Origin of the sequence: Sphaerisporangium melleum, from assembly GCF_014646695.1 — a bacterium.
Taxonomy (GTDB): domain Bacteria; phylum Actinomycetota; class Actinomycetes; order Streptosporangiales; family Streptosporangiaceae; genus Sphaerisporangium; species Sphaerisporangium melleum.
In genome coordinates this window covers 1-17,627 of sequence record NZ_BMNT01000058.1, presented here as the reverse complement: position 1 = coordinate 17,627, position 17,627 = coordinate 1, and the positions used below count along the sequence as shown (strand labels likewise).

The following is a 17,627-nucleotide window of genomic DNA, read 5'->3' as shown; positions in this document are numbered from 1 at the left end:
ACTCCGGCATGTCCGGCGTGCTGGACTTCTCCCGCGGGCCGGTGCCCGGGGTGGCGATCCAGCAGCCGGTGGGGGTGCAGTGGAAGAGAGGGGTCGGCCGGTTCCCGTACGAGATGATGGTCGTGGACAACAGCCTCAACCCGGCCGTCCCCATCGGCGCCGACCTGGCCCCCACCAACCCCTGACCCCCGCCCGGCTCAGCTCGGCGCGAGACGATCGGACGGTCGCTCGGGGCGGGCCGCCAGCACACCGAAGACGAGCTGGAACGCGCACACCGCCAGCCCGGCCGCCAACGGGATCGTCCAGCCGCCCACGAGCTGGTGCAGCAGGCCGAAGACGAACGGGCCGACCGCCGCGATCAGGTAGCCGGACGACTGCGCCACGGCCGACAACGCGGTCACCGAGGCCGGGTCCGGGGCCCGCAGCGTGATGATCAGCAGCGCGAGCGCGAGCGACGCCCCCTGGCCGAGACCCAGGATGATCATCCACAGCCAGGGCAGCGTGATCGGCAGGAACAGCATCCCGAGGTACCCGGCGACGGTCAGCAGCGCGGCCACCACGATGTGCGGCACCTGCGACCTGGACCGCCCCGCGTGCTGCGGCACGGTGAGGGTGGCGGCGATCTGCGCCAGATTCATCAGCGCGAGCAGATATCCGGCCCGGTCGGCGGCCAGTCCGGCGTCCCGGAAGATGGTGGGCAGCCAGGCCAGCAGGACGTAGAAGGTCAGCGACTGCAGACCCATGAACGCCATGACGTGCCAGGTCACCGGCCTGCGCAGCAGTGCGGCGTACGGACGGTGCCCGGCGGTGCCGCGCCTGCCCGCCGCGCGGCGGCCGATCGCCTGCGGCGCCCACAGCAGCGCGGCGGCCAGCGCGGGGATCGCCACCGAGACGGCCGCCACCCGCCAGCCGTACCGCTGCTCGATCGGCACCATCAGCGCCGAGGCCGACGCGGCGCCCGCCACCAGGCCCGAGACGTAGATGGCGGTGAACAGCCCGATCCGGCCGGGGAAGTGCTGCTTGACGAGGCCCGGCATCACCACGTTCATGATCGCGATGGCGGTGCCGGCGAGGGCGGAGCCGACGTACAGGGTCAGGGCGCCGCCGAACCCGCGCACCAGGACGCCCCCGGCCAGGATGAGCAGGCCGATCAGCAGCGTGCGGTCCAGGCCGGTGCGGGCGGCGAGCGCGGGGGCGATCGGCGCCAGCAGCCCCAGGCAGACGACCATCACCGTGGTGATCGCCCCGCCTCCGGCCGGGGACAGGCCGAGGTCGCGCATGATGTCGGCCAGCAGCGGCGACACCCCGGCGAGCGCGGGCCGCAGGTTCACCGAGGCCAGGACGAAACCCGCCACCAGAAGAACCCCCACCAGACCGGACGCCGGTGGGAAGGCCCCGGCCGGTTTCGCGGTGCCGGAAGGGTCCGGGCCGGGGCGGTCGGCGGGCTCACGATCGGGCTGGGGATCGGGCTGGGGGAGGTGCGGGGAGCTCACAGCCGATTGAGCCTATCGGTGAGCGTCAGATCGCACCGTCCGGACCCCCTGGCCACCGCCGGTCTTCTCATGGCGATCAGAACGGGTAACGCGCGATGTCGCCCTGCATGGTCACCCACTGGGTCTCGGTGAACGCCTCCACGTTGGCCCGGGTGCCGCCGAACCGCGACCCCGTCCCGGACGCGCCGACGCCGCCGAACGGCGCCACCGCCTCGTCGTCCACCGTCTGGTCGTTGACGTGCACGATGCCGGTGGGCACCAGGTCGGCCAGCGCCAGGCCCCGCATGACGTCCCGGGTCAGCACACCGAGCGACAGCCCGTACTCGCTCTCGGCGGCCAGCGACGCCGCCTCCTCCAGCGACGAGAACGACACGACGGGGGCGACCGGGCCGAAGACCTCCTGGGCGTACGCGGGCGCGGCGGCGGTCAGGTCGGTCAGCACCGTCGGCCGATAGAACAGGCCCTCGTAGGTGCCGCCCGCCGCCAGGCGCGCGCCGCCGTCGACGCTGCCGGTGACCAGCGCGTGCACCTTGTCCCGCTGGCGCTCGTCGATCAGCGGGCCGAGGGCGACCTGCTGGGTGGCCGGGTCGCCGACCGGCATGGCGTCCGCCTTCGCCGCCAGCCGCTCGACGTACTCGTCCTTCAGCGAGGCGTGCACCAGATGCCGTCCGGTCGTCATGCAGATCTGGCCCTGGTGGAAGAACGACCCCCACGCGCCGGCCGAGACGGCGAGGTCGAGGTCGGCGTCGGACAGGACGACCAGCGCGGAGTTGCCGCCGAGCTCCAGGTGCACCCGCTTGAGGTGCCGCGCGGCCAGCTCGCCCACCTTGCGCCCGGCCGCCGTCGATCCGGTGAAGGAGATCACCCTGACGTTCGGGTCGGCGACCAGCGCCTCGCCCGCGTCCACCCCGCCGGGCAGCATGTGCAGCACGCCGGCCGGCAGCCCGGCCTCCTCCAGCACCCGCGCGATGGCCACGCCGCCGCACACGGCGGTGCGCGGGTCCGGCTTGAACACCACCGCGTTGCCCAGCGCCAGCGCCGGGGCGACCGACCGGATGCCGAGGATCAGCGGCGCGTTGAACGGCGAGATCACCCCCACCACGCCGGCTGGGACGCGCCGGGCCAGGCTGAGGCGCTGCTTGGCGGTCGGCAGGATCTCCCCCGGCGGCTGGGAGGCCAGCGCGGCGGCCTCGTAACACTCCTGGGCGGCGACGTGCGTCTCGAAGGCGGCCTTGCCGGGGATCGAGCCCGACTCGCGGACGAGCCAGTGCTGGATGTCGGCGGCGTGCTCCTCGAACAGCCGCCCGGCCCGGCGCAGGACGGCCGCGCGCTCCTCGAAGGAGGTGGCGGCCCACGCGCGCTGCGCCTTCGCCGCCTGCGCGGCGGCCGTCGCGATGTCGGCGGGCCCGGCGATCCCGGCGCGTCCGATCTCCTTGCCGGTGGCGGGCTCGATCACCGCCGCGTCGCCTGCCTGGGAGCTCGTCCAGCCGCTGCCGCCGTAGACCGTTCCGGACCAGATCTTCGGGTCGAGGACTTCCATGCTCAACGCCCTTTCCGTGGTGCGCTGTCGCTTGAGCCGGCACCGCCGTCCGCCATGGGCGCTTCAGGGAGGTGGTCAGCGACGTGCGTTCGCTATGCGAACGGTTGCTTCGCATGGCGAACGTTTGAGTGCAAGCTATCCCCGCGACCAGATCACGTCAACGTCCGAAACCCCGGTAAAGACCGGCCCTTTGACCGACCACGCCGAGCGTCGCCCTCTGTTGTCCACGGACGGATCGGCCTCGGGCTGAACCCCTCGCCTTCGTGGCCGTTCGCCCCTCCGTCCACGGACCGACCGGCCTTGGTATAACGGTCACCGCGAGAGGGGACCTGAACATGGCGGAGGAGTTCGTCCAGTCGCTGGCCCGCGGGCTGGCGGTCATCCGGGCCTTCGACGCCGCGCACCCCGAGCTCACCCTGAGCGAGGTGGCCAGGGCCACCGGGCTCACCCGCGCCGCGGCCCGCAGATTCCTGCTCACCCTGGTCGAGCTCGGCTACGTCCGCACCGATGGGCGGCTGTTCGCGCTGTCCCCCCGGGTGCTGGAGCTCGGCTACGCCTACCTGTCCAGCCTCTCCCTGCCCGAGGTCGCCCTCCCCCACCTGGAGCGGCTGGTCGCCGAGGTGCACGAGTCCGCCTCGGTCTCGGTGCTCGACGCCACCGACATCGTGTACGTCGCCCGCGTGCCGACCACCCGCATCATGCGGGTCACCATCAGCATCGGCACCCGCTTCCCCGCCCACTGCACCTCGATGGGCCGGGTGCTCCTGACCGGCCTGCCGCCCGCCGGCCTGGACGCGTACTTCGCCACAGCCCGGCTGGAGCGGCGCACCTCGCGCACGATCACCTCACGTGAAGCGCTCGTCGCGGAGCTGGAACGGGTGCGGGAGCAGGGCTGGGCCATGGTGGACCAGGAGCTTGAGGAGGGCCTGCGGTCGATCGCCGCGCCGATCCGCGACCGGGGCGGCCGGGTGGTCGCGGCCGTGAACCTCTCGTCGCACGCCAGCCGCACCACCGTCGAGTCCGCGCGCGAGGACCTGCTGCCCTCGCTGCTGGCGGCCGCCGCCCGCATCGAGGCCGACCTGCACACCACCGACGGCCCCCACCGCACCGCCCTACCGGTCACCTGACAGGTCGTCCGAACTCGGCGTTCACGGTTGACATCGCACTCCGATACGACCTGCTGACACCCGCGATCACCGTGGTGGCCCAAGACCCGATCGGCCTCGGCCGCACGTCCGCCGAGCCGCTGTTCCGCCGCCTGGCCGGCGAGAACGGCCCGGTCGAGCTCATCCGGCTCCCGACCCGCCTCACCCCCCGAGGTTCAGGCGAACTTCCGCCCCCCTGACCCCGTACACCTGCCGCCGGGCAGAGCCGGCGGGCGTCCCCTGTCGCACGGTGATGATCGAGGATCATCGCGATCGTCTCAACCAGGAAGTTTGCCATGAAGAAATTCTTGCCTCAGACTTTCTTGGGTCATACGATCTCGGCATGCCACCTCTCGCCAAGCCCGCCGCCTGGACGCAGCCTCTGCCCGAGGCTCACCCACCCGCGGACATGGCCGTCTACCACCTCCCCACCGGCACGTACGAGACCCGGGCGGCCCTCGCCTTCCGCGGCGGATCGTTCCGCGACAAGCGCCACTTCGCCGCGTCCGCGGTCCTGGTGCGGCACCCGGAAGGGGATCTGCTGATCGACGCGGGCTTCGGCGCGGACGTGGCGGCACACGTCGCGATGCTTCCCCGGTTCGTGCGCGCTCCCTATCGGGTGGGCCGGACGGTCGGCGAGCAGCTCGACGCCGCCGGCTACGACCGCGGCAGACTGCGGGGCGTGCTGCTGACCCACTCGCACTGGGACCACGCGAGCGGCCTCGACAGCCTGCGAGGCACGCCGGTCTGGATGAACACGAACGAGCGGCGGTACGCCGCCGAGGACCCGGACGGGAAGGTCTACCGCCACGTGTCGCCGGGGCACGAGATCCACGAGTACGGGTTCGACGGCCGGTCCTACCTCGGGTTCCCGTCGAGCCACGACGTGTACGGCGACGGCTCGGTGGTCATCGTTCTCGCGGGAGGCCACACGACCGGCTCGGTGATCGTATTCGTGACCGTGCCGTCCGGCGAGCGGTACGCCTTCATCGGCGATCTGACCTGGCAGATCGACGGCATCCGCCGGCGGGTCGAACGGCCGTGGCTGCTGAGCAGACTCGCCGACAGCGATCCCGGCCGGCTGCGCCAGGACCTGCTCCGCATGATCGCCCTGGACGGCCTGATGCGGATCGTCCCCGCGCATGACCTCGGCTGTTACGACGGCATCCCTCTGCTGACACCCGAGGCCGCGGCGTGGTCCCGCTGAAGACGTACGGTTCTTGAATGCGAAGCCTGCCGTCGTCGGCGCCCGAGGTCGTCGGCCCGAGCCCCTCCGTCCACTCCGAGATCACCTGGCTGCTGCACCGGGCGGCTCAGCGCATGCGCGGCGCGACCGGTGAAGTGGCCGAGCAGCACGGACTCTCGCTGCGCGACTACATCGTGCTGAGCGCCCTCGATAAGGCCCCCGGGCTCACTCAGGGCGAACTCGGCAAATCCCTCGGGCTGGACAAGACCACCTTGATGAGCCAGCTGGACCGGCTCGAACGCAGGGGCCTCGTCGTGCGCCACAGCAACGCCCGCGACCGCCGCCTTCGCATCCCCGTGATCACTGACGACGGCGAGGCCGTGCGCTCGAAAGTGGCCGACGCCTGCGCCGCCGTCGAGGCCTCGGTCCTGGACGGCTTCGGCCAGGACCAGGTCCAGGCCCTGCGTCACATGCTCTTCGCGATCGTCGGCGACACCGAGGGCCGCGGATCGTGCCTGTGACTCCCCCAAGGACCCCTACCGTCTGCTGAAGATGCGCAGGTCCCACCGGTCGATGAGTTCTGGGCGCAGGGGCGAAGACGCCGTCGAAGAGCAGAGGAGCCCGGTGTCAACGCCGCGCCCCCCCGAGCGGGACCGACGCCGGCCGCCTCCCCTCGCCACGGCGACGGGAGGCGGCGTGGCGCGATCAGGGCAAGGGGGCGATCTCGAACCGGTCGAAGACCATCCACCGGTTGCTGGAGGACGCGTGCTTGCCGACCACCCTGAACTCGAGGGTGTGCTGTCCGGCGGTCAACTGGAGGTGACCGAGAGTGGTGCGGTAGTAGGCGGCGGCGCCGTACTCATCCTGGGGCGGGCCGAAGACCTTGCCGTCGACGTAGAGCTGGAAGAAGCCGCGGCTGGCCTCCCTCTTGAGGTTGGCGCTCAGCGCGTAGACGCCCGTGGCAGGGACGTTGATCGTGTAGGTGACGGACTGGCCCACGGCCGTCGACTCCAGGGCGCTCGCCTGGCCGCCGCTGGCGCCGGACTCGGAATAATTGCGGCGTACGACGCCTGCGGTCGAGGTGACGGGCAGTGACTCGGCCTCGTAGACCGTCGCGGCGCTGCCGGCGACGACCGGGCTGACGTCGAAGCGCAGCGAAGCGCTCGCGGGAAGCGCGGGCAGGGTCACCGTCGTGTTGTTGCCGGAGACGGTGTAGTCCTGCTCCAGCACCTTGGCCGGATTGGTCAGCGCGCCGAGGTCGTCGAAGCGGGTGACGGTCAGGTGGATCCTGCCGTTGCGCTGCAGGACGGCGGGGATGTTGCGCAGGTTGAGCGTGACGGTGTGGGTGCCGGTGTTCTGGTTGCCGATGAGGCCGACCGAGCGGCGCTGGGCCGAGTCGACGGCGGTGAAGGCGTCCACGGTCGCGGGAGCCGACGACGTGGTCCGGACGAGCCTGCCGGTCATGTCCTTGTAGGTGTTGTAGTTCCACCACAGGCCCTTGGGCAGCGTGCCGGTGGCCTTGTCGGCGCTGTTGCCGAGCGTCGCCTTGAAGTTGCCGTCGCTGCCGATGTAGTCCCAGTCGGAGTCGAGCGCGTCGACCAGGCCGTTGGGGACGCTCCGCTCGAACTGCGCGAGGAACCGGACGTTGACGCCGGGATCCCAGGCGTCGGAGTTGCCGTACCCGGAGCCCTGGTACTCGGTGATCGTGATGGGCATCGGAGTGATGCCGTTGTCGATCATCCACTGCTTGATCTGCGCGGTGTGGCCGGGGATGTCGGGCGCGGCGGCCGTGAGCTCATGCCAGCTGAGCACATCGGGCAGGCAGGTGTTCTGCTTGCAGTAGGTGAGGAACTGCGTGATCCGCGAGAAGTTGTAGGAACTGAGCTCGGGCCCCTCGATCTTCACTCCGGGGTCCCGGGCCTTGAGGGTGTCGTAGGCGACGTTGTGCGCCGCGAGGTAGGTGGTGAAGGGCCGCGCGGTGGAACTCCACTGCGCCTCCGGCTCGTTCCAGGTGATCCAGGAGTCCACCTGGTAGCCGTTGGTCCGGGCCTCGTCGTACAGGCGGTTGACGATGGTCCGCCAGCGGTCCCAGTTTCCGCCGTCGCCCGGCCAGTAGCCGTAGTCGGGGCTGGAGGCGTTCGTGGCGGAGTAGTACAGCCCGACCCGTAGCTTCGCTCCGGTCGCCGCGACCCTGTTGTAGGTGGCCCGGTCGAACAGGCTGGGCAGGTTCGGGTGGTGGTCGGCGCCGCGGATGGCGACCACCTTGACGCCGTCGATGAGGTACTGAGCCGGCGAAGTGGGTTCGATGCCGTGCAGGAAGCCGCTGGCGACCTGGTTGGACGGACCTGCGTCCGCTCCGTAGTCGACGGTCAGCGTGATCGCGTCCGCGTGCGCCGGCAGAGCGCCCGCCAGGGGCGCCAGCAGCACAGCGGCCGCCGTCGCCGTCAGGATCCTGGGGATTCTCATGGGGGGTGGGTTCTCCTTCGTGGTGTCGTGTGCCTGATGGCACATCCGGCTTCCGCCGCCGCTGCGGCGGATGACATGGGGCCGGCTCCGCGTCAGGCGAGCCGGTAGGTCTCCAGGCGACCGCACATGCCGAACGCGCGGTCCTCTGGAGCCGGGGCGTCGAGTTTTCGGACCTCCGCCTCCCGCAGGTGGCCGCCGTCGCCCGCCACGAGCGCGTCGATCTGCCGGGAAGTGGCCGCGAGGGCCGCCGCGGGGCCTGCGGCGACGATGTCGCGCCAGGCCGCGGCCTGTGGCCGGACCAGTTCGGCGGCCTGCCGGTAGAGGTCGAACAGCGGCTCGGGATCGCCCCTGGTCAGGTGGTCGCGCAGGATCTGGAAGCCTGCCACGGCCAGGTCCCGCCGCCGCCGCGCCGAGCCTTCCGGGTCCCCGGGGTCGAGGGTCGCGGCGGTGCGGTAGGCGTCGGCGTCTCCCAGCACCTCGGGGGGAAAGGTGAGGACGGCGTCGCCCGCTTCGGGCAGCCCGGCGTTCTGCATGACCACGAGCACCCGCAGGCCACCGTGATTGACCGCCCGGTGCACGGTGCCGGGGGTGAACCACGCGACGGTGCCGGGCCGCAGCGGTACGCAGGTGTACCCGGCGGGCGTGAGAGTCTGGAGTTCTCCCTGTCCCGCGACGACGACATAGCCTTCCGTACAGGCGGTGTGCAGATGGGGGGACCCGCCGTGGCAGCCGTCGGCGGCCTCCCAGCCGTACACCTCCAGCCCCGACACGCCGGTGCCACCGGGAAAGATCACCATGGGTGCTCCTTGAGGTATCCACCGATGGCGTCGCGTTCCCACAGGCCGTCGGCGACGACGATCCGGTAGCGGCGCCGCAAGGTCTCGCCCGCCGGCAGGACCACCTCTTCGTGGAAGGCGAGCGAGAAGGCCACCGCGGGGAACGGCTCGCTGCGCACGAACCACCGGTCGGGGGCGCCCGCGTGCGCGGGGTCCTGATGGAAGATGAGGGTGGAGGCGGCGTCGACCTCGTCGTGCGGAGACCGGTACGCCAGCCACGACGTCGCGCGGCCCATCGCGTCCTCTCCTCCGGGGTCTTCGTCCGTCAGCACCGTGCCGTGGGTCATGTCACGAGGGCCGCGCCAGAAGAGCCCGGTGTAGCCGGCGTCGGGCCGGCCCGCCGTGGTGGGGCTGCCGAGGTCGAGGTCGCGACCGCGTATGTTGGTCAGGGCCGTGCCGAATTCCAGTGCCCAGGTTCGCGTGCCGGGGTCCACATCGTGGACGCGCACGGTGCGCAGTTCGGTGATCCACTCCTCTCCCTGGGCCGTTACCCACGTCACGCGCTCGGCGAACCGCAGCTCTCGCCCATCGCATTCCAGAACGTCGAAACGGTCGTGCCGGAGGTGTCCCACGTTGTCGAGCTGGACGTAGCCATGACCGGGCGCGCTCGCGTCGAAGGTCGGGCCGCCCCAGAAGTTCGCTCCGGACACGTGCGACAGCGTCATGGCCAGCCCTTTGTGCCACCGGTGGTCGTGCGGCCGGTGTGCCGTGACGACCTGCCCGCCGAGGGTGCGCAGCGGGTGCAGGTACGGAGCCGGGCATTCGGCCGCGGCGGCGTCGGAGCGGTAGGTGTAGCGCAGGAGTTCCACGCCGTGCCCGGTGAGGGAGAAGGAGGCGTGGTCAGAGTCGGTGAGCGTCAGTGGGGACACGATCACTCGCTTTCGCTGGGAGCCGGCGGAGCCCAGCCGCCGGTGTCGCCGTGCAGACGGTGATAGAAGGGGTCGTCGGCGGTCAGGTCGGTGCGTGCGACGGTGGTCCGGGTGAACGCCGACCGGTAGATCGCGGTCACCAGCTCCAGCGTGCGCCGCCCGTCCGGGCCGCTGACCTGCGGCCGCTCGCCCCGGTCGTACGCGTCGAGCAACGCGGCCAGCTGGGCGGCGTGGGAGCTCGGTTGGTCGCCGCGGGGAGCCGCCCAGCCGGCGAGCCGGGCCGGGTCGGTCACGTGCGGGGCGGGCGTATAGGTCCAGTCGCCGTTTCCGTAGCCGTACAGATGCCTGACCTCGACGGTGGCCTCGGTGAGGTCGATGCGGATGTGGCTCTCCTCGCGCGGTGACAGGACGCTGTTGACGATGGTCGCCAGGGCGCCGCCGTCGAACCGGACGGCCGCCACCGAGACGTCCTCGGTCTGCACGTCGCGGTCCAGGCGGGCGGCCATGGCGGTGACCTCGCTCCAGTCGCCGAGCAGCGCCAGCAGGAGATCCATCTGGTGGATGCCGTGGCCCATGGTCGGGCCGCCGCCCTCGCTCTCCCAGCTTCCGCGCCACGGCACATCGAAGTAGGCGGGCGGGCGATACCAGGTGGTGGCGCAGTGGGCGACCAGGGGGCGGCCGAGCTCCCCCGAGGCGATCAGTCCGGCCGCGTGCCGGCCCGCCGCGCCGAAGCGGTGCTGGAACACCACACTGGCGTAGGCGCCACTGGTCTGTTCGGCCTCGGTGATCAGGTCGTATTCGGCCAGCGACAGGCACGGCGGTTTCTCCGTCCACACCCACGCGCCCGCCAGCAGGCATCGCCGGGCCTGCTGAGCGTGCAGGCCCGGTGGTGTGCACAGGTGGACCAGATCCGGCCGGGCCTCTTCCAGCAACGCCCCGAGGTCGGTGTAGACGCCGGAGATGGCGTGGGCGTCGCAGAAGGACTTGACCCGCGCGGGGTCGACGTCGCAGGCGGCGACGATGCGCACGCGGTCGCCCTGGGCCACCAGGGCCGGCACATGGGCGGCCTCCGCGATGCCGCCGGTGCCCACGATGGCGACCCGTACGGGTCGTCTGTTGGTCATGCGGATGTCTCCTCAGCGGCGGGTCCGCGCGGCGACCGAGGTGGGGTCCACGAACCGCAGCGCGATCAGAAGCAGGACAAGGGTGGTGAGCATGTAGATCACGGCCATCGCGTCGATCTGCTGGGAGGGCAGCTGACCCGCCTGCAGGGACGCGCCGAACAACGCGACGACGATGGTCTGGCTGTTGGGCCCGGCGACCAGGAAGGTGAGCTCGAACTGGCCGACCACCCGGACGAGGGTCAGCACCCCGGCGGCGAGCAGCCCGGGAACCATCAGGGGGGCCAGGATCCGGACGAACACCTGGCGGGTGCCCGCTCCGAAGACGCGGGCGGCCTGTTCGACGCGGGGGTCGATCTGGTCGACGAACGGAATGAGGACCAGGACGGCGAACGGCAGCGAGGGCACCAGGTTGACCAGGACCAGTCCGGGGACGGTGTCGTTGAGCCGGAGCTGGTACACCAGGGTGGCAAGCGGCACGGCGTAGCTCATGGTCGGGATCACCTGCGGCACCAGGAACAGCAGCATGACCAGGCGCTTGCCGGGAAAGCTCAGTCTCGACAGGGCGAACGCCGTCGGGACGGCCACCAGCAGTGACAGCGCGACGACGGCGAGCGCGACGAGCAATGTCGTGGTCAGCAGGCTGGGCAGGTCGAAATAGGACCACGCGCCGGAGTACCACTTGGTGGTGAGCGCTCCCGGCAGCCAGCCCGAGCTCAGCTGCTGGGTGAACGACGACAGGACGACCGCCGTCACGGCGATCAGCAGCCCGCCGATGAAGGCCCACAGGCCTGTCCAGGTGACCGCTCCGGTGAGCGTGATCCGGCGTCGTACGGCGGTGTCGGCCGTCATCCCTTCCCTCCCGCCGTCGAGCCGCGGTAGAGCCTGCTCCGCAACGCCAGCACGAGGCCGAGTACCGCCAGCTGGACGACCGCCATGATCACGGCGGTGGCCGACGCGGTGGCGTACTGCGCGTTCGCGTACTCGGTGTAGGCGATCTTGGACAGCACCCGGGTGGGTCCGGCGTCGTTGCCGACCAGGGTCGCGGACGGGAACACTCCGAAGGCCAGCACGAACGACAGGCAGAACGTGATGGTCAGGCCGGGCAGCAGCAGTGGCAGCGCGATGAGCCGGAACCGGGCCCGCGGACCGGCGCCGAGCACGGCGGCGGCCTGTTCCAGGCTCGGGTCGACCCCCGAGGCGTAACCCAGCATGAGCAGGAACGAGAAGGGGAACCCGCTGATCACCAGCGACAGCAGCACGCCGGTGAAGTTGCCGGTCAGCGCGACGGGTTCGTCGGCCAGGCCGACCGCCAGCAGCGCCTTGTTGATCCAGCCGGCCGGCCCGAGGACGTTGTTCATCGCCGAGGCGACGAACACGGTCCCGAGGGTCATGGGGATCAGCACCGTGGCCGTGATGATCCGCTTGCCGCGGATCGGGCCGCGCATCCGGTAGGCGATGGGCAGCGCCGCGCCCACGTTGATCAGTGACGCGGCGAGTGCGAGCCGGAGAGTGACGAGGATCGACTCCCGGCTGCCGTGGTCGCTGACGAACCGGTCGGCGAAGAAGTCCGCGTACGCCGAAAAGGGGCCGCCTTCGCCCTGGAACGAAAGGCCGACGCCGTAGCAGAGCGGGTAGACGAAGAACAGCAGCATGAACAGGACGCCGGGAACGACCAGCCACAGCACGGGCGAGATCCCGGGCGTGCCGGCCCGGGCCCGCCGGCCGCTGCCGGCGGCCCGCTCGGGTGCGACGGCGGCGCTCACGACCGCGCCATGCTTTCCGCCGGCGCCGGATCGGCCCTGTTCGGCTGGTCGGCTCGCGGGAAGACCCGGATTCTCTCCGGCCGGATGTGAGCGCTAACATGATCGCCGGGCGCGAGCGGCTCCAGTGAGGCGGCGTGCAGCACCGTGCCGTCCGGCGCACGGCCTTCCACCGCGAAGCTCCGCCCCTGGTACTCGCACACCCGCACCGTCAGCGAGATCGGCCGGCCGGCCTCCGGACCACCGATCACCAGGTCGTCCGGCCGGATCATCGCCACAGCCTCCCCCTCGGCCGGCAGATCACCATCCCCGTGGCGGATCCGGCCGAGACCCTCGATCTCGACGTCCGCGCCGATCAGGCGGCCCGGCAGAGCGTTGCGATAGCCGACGAAGGCCGCGACGAAAGCATTGGCCGGGCGCTCGTACACCTCGGACGGCCTGCCGATCTGCTGCACCACGCCCGCGCGCATGACCACGAGCCGGTCGGCGAGCGAGAGGGCCTCGGCCTGGTCATGGGTCACGTACACCGTCGTGAGGCTGAGCTCCTGGTGCAGCAGCCGGATCTCGGTGCGCATGTCCAGGCGCAGCTTGGCGTCCAGGTTGGACAACGGCTCGTCCATGAGCACGAGCCGCGGCCGGACCACGATGGCGCGGGCGATCGCCACGCGCTGCTGCTGGCCGCCGGACAGCTGCCCGGGATGCTTGCCGGCCTGCTCCGTCAGCCGCACCAGTTCCAGCGCCTTGCGGACACGCTCGGCGCGCTCGGCCTTGCCGACCTTGCGCATCCTCAACCCGAACGCGACGTTCTCGGCGACGGTGAGATGGGGGAACAAGGCGTAGTTCTGGAAGACCATGCCGAAGTTGCGCTTCTCCGGGGGCAGGGTGTCCACGCGCTGCTCGTCGATCCAGATCGAGCCACGGGTCGGCGCGAGCAGACCGGCCAGCAGGTTGAGCGCGGTGGACTTGCCGCATCCGGAAGGACCGAGCAGGGCGATGAACTCGCCGCCCCCGATATCGAGATCCAGTCCGTCGAGAGCGGTGAACCCGTTGCCGAACCTGCGGCCGAGCCCGCGGATCCGCAACTCGCGGAAGGCGGCGCCGGGGCTCACTTCTGGGAACCGATCTTCTGGTTCCACGCCGCGAACATGGCCTGCACCTGAGCGCCCGCCAGCGGCGCGACCGGCGTGCCCTCGTCCTGCAGCTTCTTGACCAGTTCGGGGCGGCCGAACTTCTGGAACGTGGCCGCGATGCCGGGCGGCGCCAACGACGGCTCCACTCCCTTCACCGGGAAGCCGCTGCCGTGCAGGGCATAGGTGAGGGCCTGCTGGTCGGGCTTGAGCATCCACTTGGCCAGGTCGAGGACCACGGCCAGTGTGCCGGGCTCGATGCCGCGCGGGACGGTGACGAACCGCCCCTCGATGACGAGCTTGGGGTCGTCGAAGGCGACGACCTGGATGTCCTCGCCGAGAGTCCCGTTGGCGTGCTGCTGCTGATCCCAGCCGCCCGAGGTGACCGTCAGGTCGATGGCGCCCTTCGTGAGGGCGTCGAAGGCCTCGACGGTCTTGGCGAAGTACTTGCCGGTGTACTTGTTGAGCTCGGCCAGGTAGGCCCAGGTCTTGCTCCAGGTGGCCGGGTCGCCGGGATCGGAGTCTCCGAGCATGTGCGGCAGCGCGTCGATGAACTGGTTGGCCGGGCCCGAGCCACCGGTGGGCGTGGGATAGCCGAACCGGCCCGGGTGCTTCTTCGCCCACGCGAGCAGCGCCTCGGGGGTGGTGGGCGGGGTGCCGACCCTGGACGCGGAGTAGGTGAGCAGCGGCCCGTTGGGGTCCGCGGAGTCGAGGATGCCGTACCCGCCGCCCGCCTCGTGCAACACCGAGCCGGACGCGGTGAGCTGGGAGGCCAGATCCGGGAACGCGGGCTGATAGTTCGGCAGGAGCCGCAGCAGGGTGTTGCGGGAACGCATGTTGGACAGTCCCTCGATGCCCGTGAGCACGATGTCGATCGAGACGCGCCCCGCGGCCTGCTGGGCGGCGAGTTTGCCGGCGACGTCGGCGGGCGAGCCCGTTTCGTAGGTGATGCCGGAGACGAGCTTGGGATGCGCGGCCTTGTAGTTCTCGATCACCGGCTTCATGTGCGCCAGGTCGCCCGACACGTCGAGGATGTTGAGCGTGACGGGGGAGGCGGGCAGTGCGGGGGGCTGAGCAGGCGCTTCGGGCAGCGCATGGGGAGCCGGCGCCGAGCACGCCGAGGCCAGCAGTGTGCCGACGAGCAGCAAGGCGCCGCCGGCGAATGATCTGATCTTCATCGGGGGGTGGACCTTCCTTAAGCACCTGGCTCCGGCACCGGGAAATATGGGAAAACGCATTCCGCACCATAAGCTCGCTCTGGAAGTGAGTCAATGGGCCCCACTTGGTCGATCGGACATCGTTCGCGGGGCGGCCGGCCGCCCCGTGAACGCCCGATCGGGCGGTTCCGGAACTGCCGCTCAGGGGCTTCTACCAGGGAATGTCCACCACGAGACGGATTCAGGGCACCGTCGCACGGGAGGCCCAGAGCACGGGTGGGGCCGCCCAGGCGTTCGGCAGCGGTCGAGTATCGTCGCATCGACCGAGGTGGCCGCCAGGCACGGGAGGAACCAGCACATGCCCCATCCGCCCCGATCAACCGTCACTTTGCGTGATGTCGCAGCGGCGGCGGGTGTCTCGGTCGCGACGGCCTCCCGGGTGCTCGGCGGCAGCTCCCGTACGGTGGCGCCCGAGTACGCGGAACGTGTGCTCGCCGCGGCGTCCGCGCTGCGTTACACCGTGGACGCGTCGGCACGGGCGATGCGCCGGGCGAGCGATGCGATCACGCTCGTCGCCGACGATCTCACCACCCCCTCGATGGGCATGGTCGTGGCGGCGATGGAACGCCAGGCCCGTAAATCTGGCGCTTTCGTCACTGTTTCCTCGACCCGCGGGACACCGGACAAACAACTGCGCACCGTTCGGCTGCTGCGCGGCCTGCGGCCGCGCGCGCTCGTCCTGACGTCCGGCCGGTTACAGTCCAACGCCCTCGAAGAACAGCTTTTCCGGGAATTGCAGGCCTATGAGCGGGAAGGCGGCCGGGTCGTCATCGTGGGCGTGGCGGACGAGGCCTTCGATTCGATCGACCTCGACAACCACGGAGCCGGGTACTCGGCCGGAAACTACATCGCCACGTCCGGCCACCGGAACGTCGTCATTTTCGGCGGCAGCCACGGAAGCGCCAACTTCTCCGCCCGCGTCTCGGGGTTCATCGACGGGCTGACCAGCGCCGGAGGGAAAGAACCGCACATTCAGGTGGTGAGCTGCGAGGGCAACCGCCAGGGCGGCTTCGACGCGGCCCGCGCGCTGGCCGAGCGGGGTCTTGGCGGCACGGACGCCGTTCTCGCCATAAACGACATGGTCGCCATCGGCGTGATGTCGGCATTCCGGGCCGCCGGCGTCAAGGTGCCCGACGACGTGTCGGTGACCGGAATCGACGACATACAGCTCGCGGTCGACGTGACCCCCCAATTGACGACCGTGGCCCTCCCGCTCGCCGATGTCGGCACCATGTCGATACGTTTGGCTTTGGCCACGCGTACCCGGCCGACGAATTTCACGGCTCGCGGCAATCTGGTCATTCGCGACAGCACCATGCCGCGGAGCAGGTGAGCCGGCCGACGTGCCACGCGACGCCTGAGCCCGAGGTCCTGGCGAAGAGTGCGTCGACCGGCCCGCACCGAGGCCCCCCGTCCGCACCCGGGCCGGCCGCCCTCGTCCGCCGATCCGCCGCCGCGCGCCGTCGGCCGTACCCGGCCCGCGCGGGCACCGCGGTTGACGGCAGGGCACTGCGCGGACAGACTTGGGGAATGCGATTTCCCGCGTCTGTCATAGCTCGCTGCCACGGGATGTGCTGACCAAAGGTGTGCAATGGATGACCGCTCGAAGACGCCCGCGTCTTCACGCCTCACAGCCACAGCGAGGCAACGCCCGTCCTCGGTGACATTGCAGGACGTCGCCAGGGAGGCCGGTGTCTCCGCCGCCACGGCCTCTCGTGCCCTCAACGGCAGCACCCGCAACGTCCAGTCGGACAACGTCTCCCGTGTCCTCGCCGCAGCGGCCAGGCTCGGTTACGTGCCACACGTGTCGGCGCAGGCCACCGCGAAGGGGTCGATCCCCACCGTCGCGTTGGTGGTGAGCGATGTGGCCGACCCCTACTTCTCCTCCATCGCCGTCGGCATCATCGACGCCGCCGAGGCCGGCGGTCTCGTCGTCACCATGACCGTCGCCGACCGCTCGCCCGAGCGCGAAGTCCAGCTCGTCAGAACACTGCGCGGACAACGTCCGCAGATCATCATCATCGCCGGCAGCCGCATCAACGACACCGACACCCGTGGCGCGCTCATCGACGAGCTCAAGCAGTACCGCGCGGCGGGTGGCCGCGTCGTGTTGATCAGTCAGCCCGAGCTTCCCTTCCCCACCGTCGCCATCGACAACGTCGACGGCGCCAGGCTGCTGGCGCGTGAGCTGGCCGGCGCCGGATATCGGAGGCTCTGCATCATTCACGCGCCCCACCGGATCAGGACCTCCTACGACCGGTACACGGGCTTCGTCACCGGCCTGGAGGAGTCAGGGATCTCCATGGACGCGAACTTCGCCATGGAGACGGAGTTCACCCGGAGCGGCGGCTATGAAGCGGCCCGTGAACTCGTCGAACGCGGCCTGCGTAACATCGAGCTGATCTTCGCGGTCAACGACGCGATGGCACTCGGCGTGATGAGCGCCCTGCGGGACGCGGGTCTGGTGCCCGGTCGTGACGTCGCGGTCGCCGGTTTCGACGACATAAGTTCGGCGGTGGACGTCGTGCCGGCGCTCACCACCGTGACGGTCCCCCTGAGGACGGCCGGCCTCGAGGCCATGCGACTCGCGCTCGCCGATGACGACGCCGCGGGAGAGGCCGGCATCCCCACGGTGTGGATTCCGACGGCCGTACGCCTCCGGGAGAGCACACCGCCCGTGTCCGGCCGGCTCATCACGGTCCGCTGAGCCGGGGCCTGCTCGCGCGACCCGGCTCCGAGGCCGCGCTTTCGCACCGTCACCGCTCTCACATGAGGAGAATTGGATGCAGACCCTTGGCGTGGTCATGAATGGGGTGACCGGGCGCATGGGATATCGCCAGCACCTGGTCCGCTCGGTTCTGGCG

The 17,627-nt window shown here is 70.7% G+C and carries 17 protein-coding genes; 7 read left to right on the top strand and 10 right to left on the bottom strand.

The features are described 5' to 3' along the window. Positions 1-185: hypothetical protein (locus IEY93_RS34355; protein ID WP_229691709.1), on the top strand; the 185-nt coding region annotated here is incomplete at its 5' end. A gap of 12 nt (positions 186-197) precedes the next feature. Here the strand turns inward: IEY93_RS34355 and IEY93_RS34350 are convergent. Together IEY93_RS34350 and IEY93_RS34345 are read right to left on the bottom strand one after the other, a co-directional pair. Beyond that, positions 198-1,370 (bottom strand): MFS transporter, encoded by a 1,173-nt coding sequence (locus tag IEY93_RS34350; RefSeq protein WP_229691708.1) that lies wholly within the window; start codon positions 1,368-1,370, stop codon positions 198-200. A gap of 199 nt (positions 1,371-1,569) precedes the next feature. Continuing rightward, positions 1,570-3,033, bottom strand: a complete 1,464-nt coding sequence (locus tag IEY93_RS34345) for a benzaldehyde dehydrogenase (RefSeq protein ID WP_189167365.1) — start codon at positions 3,031-3,033, stop codon at positions 1,570-1,572. 335 nt (positions 3,034-3,368) lie between these two features. Between IEY93_RS34345 and IEY93_RS34340 the strand changes: the two genes are divergently transcribed. The 4 genes from IEY93_RS34340 (at position 3,369) to IEY93_RS34325 (ending at position 5,885) form a co-directional block, all read left to right on the top strand. Further along, positions 3,369-4,160, top strand: coding sequence for an IclR family transcriptional regulator domain-containing protein (locus IEY93_RS34340; protein WP_189167344.1), 792 nt, complete (start codon positions 3,369-3,371; stop codon positions 4,158-4,160). Further along, a complete protein-coding gene (locus IEY93_RS38920; protein WP_189167364.1) occupies positions 4,157-4,378 on the top strand; it encodes a substrate-binding domain-containing protein in 222 nt (73 codons plus the stop codon). Before IEY93_RS34340 ends, IEY93_RS38920 begins: the two co-directional genes overlap by 4 nt. 143 nt (positions 4,379-4,521) lie before the next feature. Then, positions 4,522-5,385 (top strand): MBL fold metallo-hydrolase, encoded by an 864-nt coding sequence (locus IEY93_RS34330; RefSeq protein ID WP_189167343.1) that lies wholly within the window; start codon positions 4,522-4,524, stop codon positions 5,383-5,385. Positions 5,386-5,402: 17 nt separating this feature from the next. Further along, entirely contained in the window at positions 5,403-5,885 is a 483-nt protein-coding gene (locus tag IEY93_RS34325; protein ID WP_189167342.1) for a MarR family winged helix-turn-helix transcriptional regulator, read from the top strand. Between the two features lie 184 nt (positions 5,886-6,069). On the opposite strand, the gene IEY93_RS34320 is transcribed toward IEY93_RS34325, so the two are convergent. The 8 genes from IEY93_RS34320 to IEY93_RS34285 all read right to left on the bottom strand — a co-directional run bounded on the left by IEY93_RS34320 (position 6,070) and on the right by IEY93_RS34285 (position 14,724). Continuing rightward, the gene (locus tag IEY93_RS34320; protein WP_189167341.1) at positions 6,070-7,830 is read right to left on the bottom strand and encodes a carbohydrate-binding protein; all 1,761 of its coding nucleotides are present in this window, start codon (positions 7,828-7,830) and stop codon (positions 6,070-6,072) included. Between the two features lie 92 nt (positions 7,831-7,922). Next, positions 7,923-8,627, bottom strand: coding sequence for a cupin domain-containing protein (locus tag IEY93_RS34315; protein ID WP_189167340.1), 705 nt, complete (start codon positions 8,625-8,627; stop codon positions 7,923-7,925). Continuing rightward, on the bottom strand, positions 8,621-9,535 hold the full coding sequence (locus tag IEY93_RS34310) for a DUF6807 domain-containing protein (RefSeq protein ID WP_203969086.1): 915 nt from the start codon (positions 9,533-9,535) through the stop codon (positions 8,621-8,623). The genes IEY93_RS34315 and IEY93_RS34310 overlap by 7 nt, the downstream gene beginning before the upstream one ends. Before the next feature lie 2 nt (positions 9,536-9,537). Beyond that, positions 9,538-10,659, bottom strand: a complete 1,122-nt coding sequence (locus tag IEY93_RS34305) for a Gfo/Idh/MocA family protein (protein WP_189167339.1) — start codon at positions 10,657-10,659, stop codon at positions 9,538-9,540. A 12-nt stretch (positions 10,660-10,671) separates the two neighbouring features. Beyond that, a complete protein-coding gene (locus tag IEY93_RS34300; RefSeq protein WP_189167338.1) occupies positions 10,672-11,508 on the bottom strand; it encodes an ABC transporter permease in 837 nt (278 codons plus the stop codon). Further along, complete coding sequence (locus IEY93_RS34295) at positions 11,505-12,422, bottom strand: ABC transporter permease (RefSeq protein ID WP_203969088.1); 918 nt, start codon at positions 12,420-12,422, stop codon at positions 11,505-11,507. The genes IEY93_RS34300 and IEY93_RS34295 overlap by 4 nt, the downstream gene beginning before the upstream one ends. Continuing rightward, on the bottom strand, positions 12,419-13,555 hold the full coding sequence (locus IEY93_RS34290) for an ABC transporter ATP-binding protein (protein ID WP_203969090.1): 1,137 nt from the start codon (positions 13,553-13,555) through the stop codon (positions 12,419-12,421). Before IEY93_RS34290 ends, IEY93_RS34295 begins: the two co-directional genes overlap by 4 nt. After that, complete coding sequence (locus IEY93_RS34285; RefSeq protein ID WP_189167337.1) at positions 13,525-14,724, bottom strand: extracellular solute-binding protein; 1,200 nt, start codon at positions 14,722-14,724, stop codon at positions 13,525-13,527. The genes IEY93_RS34290 and IEY93_RS34285 overlap by 31 nt, the downstream gene beginning before the upstream one ends. Before the next feature lie 337 nt (positions 14,725-15,061). Between IEY93_RS34285 and IEY93_RS34280 the strand changes: the two genes are divergently transcribed. Continuing rightward, positions 15,062-16,096 carry a LacI family DNA-binding transcriptional regulator gene (locus IEY93_RS34280; RefSeq protein ID WP_189167336.1) on the top strand — a complete coding sequence of 345 codons (1,035 nt, stop codon included), beginning with the start codon at positions 15,062-15,064 and terminating at the stop codon, positions 16,094-16,096. A gap of 327 nt (positions 16,097-16,423) precedes the next feature. Further along, complete coding sequence (locus IEY93_RS34275) at positions 16,424-17,470, top strand: LacI family DNA-binding transcriptional regulator (RefSeq protein WP_189167335.1); 1,047 nt, start codon at positions 16,424-16,426, stop codon at positions 17,468-17,470. Positions 17,471-17,627 lie beyond the last annotated feature (157 nt).